We start from the raw sequence: 13,242 nt of genomic DNA, 5'->3' as shown, positions 1-13,242 counted from the left end.
AGGCTGAGCCTTTTGATCTTCAATCAAGCTACTGAACTGAGTAGCTATTTGGTACCTTTTTAGTAGCTCTTTGGTACCTTCTTAGTACACTCTCGGTACAGCATTGGTACACTCCCCGTGAATAACCCGTACACTAACGGTACACTCTTGGCCAATTTGAAAGCCTTATTTTCCTTCAAAATCAACAGCAAGGATGTTCAGGCTATTTGGATCTGATTCGTACCTTGTTTTAACCTTGTTCGTACCTTGTTTTAAACTTCCCAGTCCCTGCACCGCAGTTGCACAGTCCCTGCACCGTCCATTTCCCGGGTCAGAGACGGGAAATACGCGGTGCAGAAGCGGTGTACAGACGGCTTTCGGTAAAACAGTGTCCGAATCTACTTAGGAGCTGGTATGGATCTGGTCGCTGCCAAAAACTGCTCCAAAACATCCATTTGATATTTTACTGCATTTCTTCGACCTTTTTTCGACCTTTCTTCTAGACTTGTTCTACCTCCACCTGAGTCCGCTTCGAGCGGGCTTCGACTTTTCATGCACGCTCACTCGAAGCCCAGTCGAAGCCGCCTCGGATCCCACTCGAAGCGACCTAGAAGATGGGGCGAAGTTGGTTAGGAAAAGGTGAGTATTTTGTCCGCTGGATTCTGGTCTACTGCTCCTGCTCGAATTTTGTTCGGCTCATCTTCGGGGAATTATCGTGTAGCAGGTGAATATTTACCGAAGGAATTTTGACTGATAAATCACACGTTAGTTGCTTGCACAACATTATTTTTGGAAGTGTTTTTAGGGATAGGGTTTTTAGGTGATATCAGCTACTTTTTATTTAACAGCTCTCCTTTAATCGCACCATCTTGGAAGTACAATATTGGTTTTCTCTCCCTATATAAATAGGTTAACATAAAAAAATCCTTACAGTACGATGTAAGGATTTTTGTTAAAATAAAAATTTCAATTCGACTATTTAATATTTTTAACAACCGAATGATAATCCTTGCTAGCCATTTTTATGGAAGCCTTATTCTTTGAAGTATTAGGCATATAAAGAGCGACTAATCCTAAGTTAGCATCTACAGTAACTCCTACCATGATTTTCGCATCTTTACTTGTGAAAAAGCCAATTTTATCCTCATAACCGTCAAATTTATATCTTTCACCATAAAATTTTACCACATTTTCAGCACTTGATGAGACAAACATTAATGCTGAGCTTTTCAGAACACCACCTTCTAAACTATAAAGAGAGTTTGTAACATATTTACTTGCATCACTATAATAAATAAATGTTGATGTTTCCGATATGAGTTTTCTTTTCTCATAAGATTTTACGCTAGAAGCTCCTTTTGTAAAATCAAAAAATGGCTCCACAACGCCTGTAATGTATGGCTCAACGACAACTTTGGCTGAAACTGAGCTACCACCTACTTTTCCCGTAATAGTCACTTCTCCGATATGTTTCGCCTCAAATTTACCATCTGAACCAATTGTACCCACAAATTCATCAGATGATGTCCAAGAAACATTGGAAGCATTCTCCACCTTAAAGTTGAAACTACCATCATAATTTAGTTTAACTTCTTTTTGGTTAATTTTAAATTCAGGATTGGAGTCTTCACTTTTACTGCAACTCACTAATGTACCTACCGCTAAAAACAATAGTAATAATTTTTTCATATTCATTCTATAAGTTAAAAATTTCATTAAGATACAGTTAAATATTATAACAAATTATACGGGAAACCAGAATATAAATAAATATCTGCTATGAGGAATTTGATTTTATCTTCTTAACAAAGCACTAATGCTACTGTGTAGTCAAGTAACACCCAAGTTCAGTCGATATTTAAACCCTATAACTTACTGGTTATTTGACCGAATAAACTTAAATTTGATTTTAAAGCCATCAATCCGATAACGGAGAAAAAATGTTGCGAAGATGGTGTGTTAAAATAGATATTCTTACAAAAAATTGAAATGATTGTAAATAACAAAATAGGAATTACACTATCTGGTGGTGGTTTCAGAGGAATCGCGCATTTGGGCATACTGCAATATCTGAAGGAATTGGATATACAACTTCATGCGATATCGGGCGCAAGCGCTGGCGCTTTGGTTGGTGCTTTTATAGCAGAAGGATACGCTCCGCTAGAGATATTGGAATTGGTAAAACTAGAAAAATTTTTCACCTATTCTGACTTTTCTATTAGAACGGATGGACTGTTTAGTGCAGATATTTTTGAAAAAATCATTAAAAAGTATATTCCTCACGACAGTTTCGAAGGCTTAAAAATGCCGTTATATGTTGCCGTTACGGATTTAACCAATGCGGAGTCACTGATCTTCAATCAAGGTTCACTATCTTTTGCGGTTAAATCTTCTTGCTGTTTTCCTTTGGTATTTCAACCGGTAGCTTATAAAAACAACCGTTTCCTTTGTGATGGCGGAATAGTGAATAACTTTCCAGTGGAGCAGATCAAAGCGACCTGCAACAAAAGTATCGGCATCAATGTCAATCCGGTCAACCGTTCCGAAGGTAGACTCAACTACAAACAGATTGTGGAACGTATCATCCGGATCACGACCTCCAATATTAGGGCTGAAGCTCCTGGTGATTGCGATATATTCTTACAGCCGGAGGATATCAATCAGTTTAAAACATTTGACACCAGTAAAGTGGATCAGATCTACCAGTTTGGATATAACTATGCTAAAGAATTTGAAAAGGAATTTGTAGACCTCCAAAAAGAGGTCGGTTAACAACTAATCTTTATCATGATAAGATAGCTCGCGCTTCCATAAATAAACTTTTTCTGTTGTCGTATCCTGATCCTTGTCCATATTGACCTCTTCTCGCGTCAACCAATTGTGATGCTGATCATAGGTATAAGTATAGGTCGTGGTACTACTGGAACTGGGATCTGCGGTTTTGTAAATTGACTTGACAACATCGCCATATTCATTATATTGGTAGGTGTAAGAAGATTCTTGATCTCCCGAAAAAATTTTGTTTCCGTTGGTATCGTACTGATAAGTGGTCATCGTAGCTGGAGTTTCCTCTGGCCATGCTATTTTTTTACTTTCAACGACGACTCCACCTTTGCCAAGTGTTTTATAGATGGTTTCATTTAAGACATACTCATTCATCGCATCTTCCAGACGCTCATAATTTTCTTCAATCTGGAGCTGATCTTCGTATTTATAAAGCGTCCGAAAGCCTCGCCCCTCCTCTATGATTTCATCTCCATTTTTATCTAACGAAGTGTAGTATACTTTCCAAAGTTGTCCTTTGTCATTATATTCTAGTTCTTCTTCCGCTTCTTTTTGACCTGTCTCCCACCAATAATATGATTTGAGTTTTAATTGATCTCCATCGTAAAAATACTGAGTAGTGAGATAAGCGCTATCTTGCTTCGTCTTCTCGTCCTCAAAAATAATATACAGATGAGTCAGATTGCCGTTGCTATCATATACTTTACGTTCATTCCACCCATCACCATAATAACGTACCGTATCCATTTTATTATTCTCCAATATGTAGCACAGTTCATTTACAGACTTCAACACGGGTTTATGGATAGATGAGGGTTTACCTGTACTGTAGTTTTTCCAGGATGATCTTCTCTTTTCCAAATAGGTCTGTGCATCTTCGTGGATCACCGTATCAATAGATGGCCAAAACTGAAAAGGTTTATCATAAGATTTTTTCTCACGGGCGGGTTTAGCAGCATCTGCTATATCATCTTCTAGATCCTGACTTTTTATAGGATATGCAATCATCGGAGGGATTTCTTCAAAAATGGAATCTGTTATTTTTTCCATCACAACGGGTGGTTCGCTTTCTTTTTTAACCGGTTTCAGGATCTCCTTTTTTGTCGCTTTTTTCACTTTCTTTTTTTGTGCACTTCCGCTTTCAGCCAAGCAGAGCAACATGATCATCGGGAGAATATAATAGTATCGTAATTTCATGGTATATTTTTTTATGAATGGTTCAGGACTTGATGCACGTATTAATTGCAAGATCTACTGAAGTTGTATTTTCGGTTTATATCTATTTTTAAAAGCTACAGATTGACTTTTATGATGAGCTTGTATCAAATCGATCCTGCACTTTTTTATCCTCTGATTTTTAATCCATCAGTTCGCTGCTGCTCTTTAGGGAGCGAACTGATGAATTAAAAGTAGCTTACTCCTTTTGACATTGAATTGCGTTTCATCAACATATTAAAAAACACTTAAGGTTGTTCTGCAATTGCAGTATCTAACTCATCGATAAGCACCTCATCATCTTCCACTTCAAGTTTTGAATTTTTAACATCTTCATCTGTATATTGATAATGTTCATCAAATGTTTTTGTTTCGCGGTTGTAAATCAACACATATTTGGAGTTTTTATTTTGTCTGATGATACCATCAGTTGGAGCGGGTACAAGTTTCATATCATTCAGAAATATGAGCGCTCCTTTTGCAAATCGTTTAAGGGTTGGCAACTCGTTATTCAATTCCTTCCAGTATAAGAGGTTACCTTGGTCGGTTATAATAAAAATAGCACTACTGGCAAAATCTTGTTTTTCAACCAGAAAAGCCATTTCTTTATCGCCCTGACCTGTAAAATTGCCATACGCAATCACTTTATGCGCACGATCTTTAATTTTTGTAAAAAAGTATTGATTGTTTTCTTCATTTTGAATAAACTTATTGTCCATAAAAATCTTCACAATTGCTCTCTGAAATGGAATAGGGATATCATTGTACTCAGGAATTGTAAAAACGGCATCTTTCCAGTGAGCATAATCTTCTGGACTGGCCCATCCATTTACAAAAACACTATCAGCGGGATAGGCGACTTCTTCTTCATAAACTTCCTGACGCTGTTTATATATTCCATATTGAAATGCAATAAAGCAAGCTGCCGCAAGTACGGCAATAATCACAACAATCCAAATAATCGTTCTTTTATTGGATTTAGGTTTCGATTCTGGAAGGTTATCAGAACTCGGAACTTGACCTGGGTTAGCATTTGTTCGATCCATGTTATTTTAGGTTGTATTACTACTATTCAAAATTTATATTTCACTGTAAACAATTTACTAGCCAAAAATAGAAATTCAGGTAAATATGAGCCGAACCATTTCAGATTTGTCAAGCTTGGTTTAAAATTCGTACGTTATCCAATCCCATAGATGGAATCATTACCGTACGGGATCAAGCACTGACAACCATTCCATTTGTTTAATCGTTTTGAAAAATATATCTAAACTAGATGCCTCCATAAAAGCTATTTTAAAAAATAAGCTTTTATGGAGGCATCTAGAAATCAATAAGGGAAATAATCATACGCTACTCAAGCAGTTCTTTTCACTGCTTCTGAGCGGCATCTTCTCGAAAGGAAATAAAATCTGCTAATGTATACTCCGGACAAGCTCCTTCCTGAGCTGTAACAAATGCGCCTAAGGAAACGGCTTGATGCATAATTGCGGTTGCGGAAGTTCCCTGCTCCAATCTTTTAGATAAAAAACCTGCCAAAAAGGAGTCACCACTACCAACGGTATCTTTTACTTGAATAGGAATGGTCGGTATGGAATAAAAATCTTGATGATCGGCATATAGTGCTCCTTTACTTCCCTTGGACACGATAACCTCTGCCATGCCAAAGGTATCTCTCAGAAAATTTACACTATCCTCTTCTGTGGTATACGACTTACCCATAAAATCAATCATCATCCGCAGTTCGGCTTTATTAAATTTGGCCAAGTGCGTTTTATACAACAGATCTTTTATAACATGTACATCATAATGTGGTGCACGCAGATTGATGTCGAAAACAGGGTATGAACTCGCTTCTAACAATTGGAATAAGGTGTTTCTAGATCGTTCGTTGCGGGTAGCCAATGATCCAAAAACTAGCGCATCGGATGTGGTTGCCATAGCTTGGTTGACAGGATTGAACTCAATATAATCCCAAGCTACGTCGCTAACAATATCATAGTGTGCATCATGATGTTCATCGATCGTCGCGACAACGGTGCTTGTTGGATAGGTATCGTTGACCTGTATTCCTGCTGTCGAGATTTTCCAATTCTGTATTTTTTGCAATAGTTCACGACCTAATTCATCATTGCCGACACTGCTGATCATATTGACTTCAACGCCCATTTTAGAGAGATGGTAAGCGACATTGAACGGTGCTCCTCCAGCTCTTCGATCTCCTCCAGGGAATATATCCCACAATACTTCGCCAAAACAGGCTATTTTAATATCAGGTGTTGCCATATCAGTTTTTAATAAAAATATATTGAACAGTAAAATCAGTTGAGTGGTCTTTAATGCGCAATCGGACTCTTTCTATCTGCTAATTTACTCATAATTGAAGAAATGATTGGCAATCAATCTGAGCCTGTTGTAAAAATTATTAAAAATAGGGCTGTAACAGGTATCCCTTTTAAAGTCTATTTTGAAAGCTGTACTTAATTTCTTAATTTAAAGACAATATTATAACCCTATTTTTAATAAAATAATAAGTCTTGAATAAAAATAAAGATCAAATTATTGCGAATGCCTTTTCCGAGATCAGAGATTTTTATGATCAACATGGCCGGATTCCGATAAGGCGTGAACGTGAAGCTATCAATACGATAGCGCGTCGGTACTTTGGAACCTGGAATAATTTTATAGCTGCTGCAGGCTATGAACCTAACGTAAAAAAAACAAAAGCACAGATTACCGAGGGATTGTTTAACATGGTGCATGATTTTTATCAATTGCATGGACGTATCCCGATGCGTCGAGAATTTACCAGGAAAAATGGTACTATATGTAAATATTTTGGATCGTGGAATAAATTTATAGCTGCTGCAGGCTATGAACCTAATTCGCGAAGGATACCGTCCAAGATGAAACTTAAAAACTCCTTACGGCAATACTATCTGAAACATCAAAAGGTCCCAACGATTGGAGATTGCCTAGCCAAGAATGGTCTTTACAATCATTGCTCGTATTTTACACATTTTGGGCTTAATTCATGGCCAGATGTGCTCGAATATGTCGGTCTCCGTCCTTATTTTAGAGTGACAACGATGACTGATGCCGAAGCGAAAGAAGAGGTCATTAACCTCATCAAAAAACATAAAATTAAATACGGCAAAATATATGAAAAACTGAAACCTGAAAATTTTCCTTCGCTATGGTACCTGAAAGAAAAGTTTGGGTGGAATAATCTGTGCTATATGGCAGGAACAAAAATACCGGTGACTAAATTTAGCGTTAAAGACCACTACTTGAATCTGAAGAAAAATACAAGTAAGCCAACCGCAAAAGAACTGGCTAAAAAGATGAAAATATCACCTAGTGGTATCGTTTGGAAACTGAACCAACCTCTAAATGATTTTATCCTATCGATAGGACATGAACCTGCACATAAAACACCGACAAGATGCAAGCTCACTAAAAAACAACTTGTGGAACTGTATAAATCGAAAAGCTTAGCACATGGATATCCAAATGGTATGCCACGGGATAAATTACAGGAACTGACCGGATATTCAAGAGATATTTACGAAAAGAGGTTTTTTTCTATGAATGGTCTTCGCCTCGTGTGTAATTTTAAGTTACCATTTAAGGGTGGTAAAAAGTATTCGGAAGAAGAGCTGCGCGATATCTTGAATAAACCTCCATATAGTAACCAAAGATAACATCAATATAAAACCCTCAATGCAGTAATTGAGGGTTTTATAGAATATATTTCCATATGGTTTACGCTTTTTCTTTACGATAAGCGAGATAGAAAACAACGGGTAAAATGGTGAACGAAAGCACCAAACAGATCAACAGTCCACCGACAATCATAATGGCCAGTGGTTTCTGGATTTCAGAGCCCATTCCTGTTGATAAGGCTGCTGGCAATAGACCCATCGATCCCATTAAGGCGATCATGACTACAGGTCTGATCCGGCTTCGGACTCCTTGTATAATGGAATCTTTCAATTTCATTTTATGCTTGAGGTTGTCGCGGATGACTCCAATGAGTACAATCCCATCAATCGTGGCGACTCCAAATAGGATAATGAAACCAATACCTGCCGATATCCCAAAGATGGTACCTGTGGCCCAAAGTGAGATAAATCCTCCGATAAACGCAAAGGGCAACGTGAGCGAGGCAATAGCGGTATCTTTTATATTTCCAAAATTGGCATATAGCAACAATAAAATGAGAACTAAAGAAATCGGAACTACTAAAGCCAATTGCTTGGCGGCACGTTCTTTACTCTCAAACTCTCCTGCCCACTCCATGTGATTTTCTTTTGGCAGACTGACTTCTGCGGCGACTACTTCTTTGGCTTCTGCGATGGTACTGCCCAAATCACGACCGTCGATACTAAATCCAACACCGATATAACGGCTATTGCCTTCACGATAGATAAATGCAGGTCCTGTCTGGTAATTGATACTTGCTATTTCCTGTAAAGGGATATTCTGTCCATTACTCGTGGGGATCAAAATATTGCCAATTTTGGTGGGCGTGTCGCGATAGGCTTCTTGAAAACGAAGGATGACATCAAACTGTCGATCGCCCTCATAAAAGGTCGTCGCTGCCTGTCCGCCGATCGTCATTTCAATAACAGCCTGTACATCGCGTGTCTGAATCCCATATTTTGCCATCTTTGAATCGTGCAACTGAATCTTCAATTCCGGTAATCCAATATTCTTATACACATTGAGGTCGGTAATACCCTGAACCTTTGAAATGGATTTGGCCACTTGATTCGCGTATTTCTCCAGATCGTAAAGATCGTCGCCAAAGATCTTGATCACTAATGAACTCTTCACACCAGCAACGTATTCTTCCACATTATCTTGAATCGGCTGACTGAATCCAAATGTAATACCGGGATAATGATCCAATTTGGTGCGCATTTCTTGAATAATATCTTCTTTGGATACGTTTCTTTTCCAGTCGCTCGCATCTTTCAACTGAACATTGAACTCGATATTAAAAAATCCGGTAGGATCCGTTCCATCATTTGGCCGACCAGTTTGTGTTAAAATAAAATCAATCTCTTCACAATCTTTCTGCATCAGTTTTTTCATTTCTGTCGTCAAGCGGGTCGATTCTTTCAAATTGACGCTATTGGGCAAAGTCGCACGGATGTAAATGGCTCCCTCGTTGAGCTTGGGTAAAAATTCGGATCCATAGTGCATAAATTTGAAAAGACATAAGGCTAAAATGCCTAAAAATAGACCAATGGTCGCTTTTTTATATCGGAATGCTGTGGCATACATACCAAAAATTGTTTTCTGGAAAAATCGTGTGATCATATTTTCCTTCTCCTCCATATTTTTGGTAAACAACAATTTACACATCGCTGGAACGTAGGTCAAACTTAAGATCAGGGATCCTAGTAAAGCGTAACCCAATGTAAATGCCAATGGGGTAAACATCTTTCCCTCTACTTTTTGAAAGGAGAAGATAGGCAATAGTGCAACGATCAAAATCAGCAATGCAAAGAAGATGTAGGAGGCTACACTACCTGCACTTTTCTTGATCACCCCCAGCTTGCTCATTTTGGCAAAACGCTCGGGTCCTACTCGATGCGATAAGGTAGCCATGGCAACGAAAACAGTTTCGACAATAACAAGTGTTCCCTCCAGCAACAGTCCAAAATCTAAAGATCCCATGGAGATCAGGTTGGCCGGCAATCCTTGTATTTTGAGCATGATAATCGCAAACAGAAATGCGAGTGGTATGACCGAGGCGACGATAAAGGTGGACTTCCAGTTGTAAAGAAAAATAAAAACAATCAGTGATACCAACAGGATCCCTTCTACCAAATTTTTAGATACAGTCTTGACGGTATTGTCCACCAATTTGGTTCTGTCGATAACAGTTTCGATCTTCACATTGTCGGGCAATGTGCGTTCGTTCAGTTCGGTAATTTTTGCTTTCAGATTTTCAATTACAGCTGATGGATTTTCTCCACGCAGCATGACCACAATCCCTTCGACCATATCGTTGTGTTCATTATAGCCGACCTGTCCTAAACGGGGTTTATGGGAGATGACCACTTCGGCCACATTCTTAATTAAAATGGGAGTAGAACCGTTTAATTTAATCGTAATATTGCCAATATCCTCGATCTTATCCAACAGACCTACTCCACGCACGACATACGCTTGACTTCCCTGTTCGATGACATCTCCACCCACATTGACATTGGACTTGGATACGGCTTCATAAACATCCAATGGAGAAAGGTCAAAATTTTTCAATTCTGTTGGATTGATTTTGATTTCATAGGTTTTCTCTTCTCCACCAAAACTCACCACATCGGCAACTCCAGAGACAGAAAGCAATTCGCGCTCAATCACCCAGTCCTGTATGGCTGTAATTTCCTTCAATGGAAGATCACTTTTGATCACATAGCGAAAGATTTCTCCTGTCGCTCCCGAGGGAGGTTCAATTTCAGCACTGGCACCTTCGGGCAACTGGACGCCACTCAGTTTATTGGAGATGTACTGTTGTGCATAAAAATCATCGACTCCATCTTCAAACTGTACGGTCACCACGGAGAGACCAAATAAGGATATAGACCGAATATTGGACTTGTGCGGTATACTATTCATCACCTTTGATATCGGTAAGGTGACCAGTTTTTCCATCTCCTCTGCACTTCTACCGGGCCACTGCGTGATGATACGACCGCGCGTACTGGTTACGTCAGGAAATGCTTCGATAGCCGTATGACGTAAGGCATATATACCCCCAAATAGCAATGCTATCGTTGCAAAAAGAATAACGGTGGTATTTCGCAACGAAAAGGTCACGATATTTTGTACTAACTTTTGCATGCCTTAGGGGTTTAACTGTTCAAATAATAACAAGGCATTTTTACTGATGACCTGCTCACCTTGTTCGAATTTTTCTTGAACAAATGTATATTGCTCATTGGATGCGAGTGTCGTAATGCGTTTGGTCGAAATAGCACAGTCATTTTTATAAATAACGACATATTCTTTATTGTTGTGAAAGACAATGGCGGCATTGGGCACCGCATAAGCTTCAGCTCCTGCATTGGACTTGTCGATAATGATATCGGCTGCTAAACCGGGCATCAACTGTAAATTTTGATTTTCCAAAACCACACGCGCTTTTAATACGTGTTCATTGTCATCAAATACATGGTATATTTTATCAATTTTGCCGGCATAAAAAATATCGGGCTGTGCGATCGTTTTTACTTTTACCGCATCGCCTTCCTTGATGTATTTCAAATTATTGGCGTAGATATTGACCATCACCCACACTTGCTTGAGATTGGATATTGAAAAAAGTGGATCTTGATCTGCCGAAATACTCTGACCGACACTGACTGCTTTTTGAATGATATAGCCGTTTTTGGGTGCTACAATTTCAAAGGATCCCTGGCCCTTGGCGCGATACATTTTTAAGACTTGTTGTACGCGATCCAATTCTATTTTTAAGCTTGCTAACTCATGCTCTGTGGTCAATACTTCGGTACCTGCAACCATACCGTCCTGTAGCAATTCTTTTTTGGTCTGCAATTGTTTGGTCGCCATCGCGATTTGATTCTGGAAATTTCGCTGCTCTTGAAATAGCTCTTGTACATGTGTTGATTTGATGGTGGCCAATATTTGTCCTGCCTTGACATAATCACCCAGTTCAAATCCGACACGTTCTACTGTACCTTCCAATAAACTTCTAAAAGCCACCAGATCATTCTCATTGTAATCGATCTTTCCGGATAAAGACAGTTGTTCGGTGATCGGTAAACGATCAATTGGACTGATAACAGTCGTTTTTTTCATCTGTTCACTCAGGCAAAATTTGGTAGTATCAGCAACATGCCCGGTTGTAGTTGTGGTGCTATCAGCTGCACATCCTGATAGCAATTTTATCAAAACAACCATCGATACATATGTTAATTTGGTTTTCATTATGATCTCATTAAAATTTTTGTCCTGTTAAATATTGCAGCTGAGCAAACGCCAATTGATAAGATAGGGTCATATCAACAATACCCGTTTCGGTTTCTTGATAGGCTTCGATAAAGTCTATAAACTCCAATAAGGTGATTTGCTTCTTTTGTAAATGTTTTTGGTAGTTGGCAATCATGGCTTTCCGTTCTTCGGATGCGATCTGTTGTGATTTCAATAGGGTCGCTTCATAAAGTTGAACTTGATATTTCAAATCCTTGAGCTGCCCTTTAAGTTGATGGAGCAAGACCTGTTGTTCGGATTCGGCATGCTTGGTCCTACTTTCTGCCGCTTTGATATTTCCCTTATTGCGATTCCATATGGGTAGATCCATGCTCAGCCCTACTCCTACAAAATCACGCATGATATTTCCTCCACGATCATAGTTCAACTGAAAGGTTAGATTTGGGGTCTTTTCAGCTTTTTCAATCCGGAGTTGTTGCTGTGCTTTATCCCGTTCGTTGATCTGCTTTTGATAGCCAATATTTTGATCCCATAACTGATCTTCGATATTAAGGGGAATTTTTTGAGTTAAATCCAAGCGTACATCGGCTTGTTCAATTTGTAGATTTTCAATCGCTTCTTGTTGAGTCAAAATTTTAATTTTGGTCAACCAATTATTCTTGTCAGCATAGAGTTCTACCCGATCTTTCTCAAAATTCATCAATGCCGATTGAATACGCAGATAATCAGATTTAGGAATATTATTAAGATCCGACTGACGTTTATATTGCTGTTCTAAATTTTGATAGAGATTGACTATGGTATCTAAAAGCGCTTCTTTTCGCGAAACTCCCCTATAATTCCAATAGGCTTCATCGAGCTCAAACTGCAATTGGCGTAGCAGTTCTTCATATTCGAGCAAGGCGTCTTTCTTTTCTAAGGATTGGAGATGGACTCTTTTTTGACGTTTTCCAGCCGTTTCAATCAGTTGCTCCAGTTCTACCGCAACTTGCTGCTGTTGTCCATATTTTCCGAACAGATAAGGCAATGTCTCTGATGTGCCATTCTTCCAGAGATTGACTTCACTGATACTTAAGGTGGGATTGGACCATAATTTTTCTTGCACAATCAGCGCATCTGAGGCTGCTATCTGATATTTTTGAGCGATCAGTTGCCCATTATGCTGCAAGAGCATATCTTTCAATTCCTGTAACGTGTACGTTTGTGCTCGAGATTGACCAACTGTCAACAGCAAAACACCGATAAACCAATATATCTTCACTCTTTACTATTTTTAGCAAAGCTAGTGTTGGTAGA

10 protein-coding genes are annotated in these 13,242 nt (G+C 38.8%); 2 read left to right on the top strand and 8 right to left on the bottom strand.

Going from position 1 to position 13,242, the window contains the following annotated elements; all coding sequences use genetic code 11:
• Positions 1-377 precede the first annotated feature (377 nt).
• A complete protein-coding gene (locus C8N37_RS22710; protein ID WP_170114445.1) occupies positions 378-533 on the bottom strand; it encodes a hypothetical protein in 156 nt (51 codons plus the stop codon).
• Between the two features lie 421 nt (positions 534-954).
• Complete coding sequence (locus C8N37_RS01250; protein WP_146170967.1) at positions 955-1,668, bottom strand: hypothetical protein; 714 nt, start codon at positions 1,666-1,668, stop codon at positions 955-957.
• A gap of 300 nt (positions 1,669-1,968) precedes the next feature.
• On the opposite strand from C8N37_RS01250, the gene C8N37_RS01245 reads away from it, so the two are divergent.
• Positions 1,969-2,751 carry a patatin-like phospholipase family protein gene (locus C8N37_RS01245; protein ID WP_108157184.1) on the top strand — a complete coding sequence of 261 codons (783 nt, stop codon included), beginning with the start codon at positions 1,969-1,971 and terminating at the stop codon, positions 2,749-2,751.
• Positions 2,752-2,754: 3 nt separating this feature from the next.
• Here the strand turns inward: C8N37_RS01245 and C8N37_RS01240 are convergent, their stop codons facing one another.
• From C8N37_RS01240 to C8N37_RS01230, 3 genes are all read right to left on the bottom strand, one after another.
• Positions 2,755-3,960, bottom strand: a complete 1,206-nt coding sequence (locus C8N37_RS01240) for a hypothetical protein (RefSeq protein ID WP_146170965.1) — start codon at positions 3,958-3,960, stop codon at positions 2,755-2,757.
• A 266-nt stretch (positions 3,961-4,226) separates the two neighbouring features.
• On the bottom strand, positions 4,227-5,024 hold the full coding sequence (locus C8N37_RS01235) for a hypothetical protein (RefSeq protein ID WP_108157182.1): 798 nt from the start codon (positions 5,022-5,024) through the stop codon (positions 4,227-4,229).
• A gap of 325 nt (positions 5,025-5,349) precedes the next feature.
• Positions 5,350-6,264 (bottom strand): carbohydrate kinase family protein, encoded by a 915-nt coding sequence (locus C8N37_RS01230; RefSeq protein WP_108157181.1) that lies wholly within the window; start codon positions 6,262-6,264, stop codon positions 5,350-5,352.
• A gap of 251 nt (positions 6,265-6,515) precedes the next feature.
• On the opposite strand from C8N37_RS01230, the gene C8N37_RS01225 reads away from it, so the two are divergent.
• On the top strand, positions 6,516-7,682 hold the full coding sequence (locus C8N37_RS01225; RefSeq protein WP_108157180.1) for a homing endonuclease associated repeat-containing protein: 1,167 nt from the start codon (positions 6,516-6,518) through the stop codon (positions 7,680-7,682).
• Between the two features lie 61 nt (positions 7,683-7,743).
• Here C8N37_RS01225 and C8N37_RS01220 read toward each other — a convergent pair whose 3' ends face one another.
• Genes C8N37_RS01220 through C8N37_RS01210 form a run of 3 tightly spaced genes read right to left on the bottom strand, consistent with a single transcriptional unit; the run spans position 7,744 to position 13,207 of the window.
• On the bottom strand, positions 7,744-10,836 hold the full coding sequence (locus tag C8N37_RS01220) for an efflux RND transporter permease subunit (protein ID WP_108157179.1): 3,093 nt from the start codon (positions 10,834-10,836) through the stop codon (positions 7,744-7,746).
• Between the two features lie 3 nt (positions 10,837-10,839).
• Positions 10,840-11,943 carry an efflux RND transporter periplasmic adaptor subunit gene (locus C8N37_RS01215; RefSeq protein WP_045753740.1) on the bottom strand — a complete coding sequence of 368 codons (1,104 nt, stop codon included), beginning with the start codon at positions 11,941-11,943 and terminating at the stop codon, positions 10,840-10,842.
• A 10-nt stretch (positions 11,944-11,953) separates the two neighbouring features.
• A complete protein-coding gene (locus C8N37_RS01210; protein WP_108157178.1) occupies positions 11,954-13,207 on the bottom strand; it encodes a TolC family protein in 1,254 nt (417 codons plus the stop codon).
• Between the last annotated feature and the right edge of the window lie 35 nt (positions 13,208-13,242).

This window comes from Sphingobacterium faecium, from assembly GCF_003054045.1.
Classification (GTDB): domain Bacteria; phylum Bacteroidota; class Bacteroidia; order Sphingobacteriales; family Sphingobacteriaceae; genus Sphingobacterium; species Sphingobacterium faecium.
The sequence above is the reverse complement of the archived record's forward strand: the minus strand, read 5'-3'. Positions and strand labels throughout refer to the sequence as shown.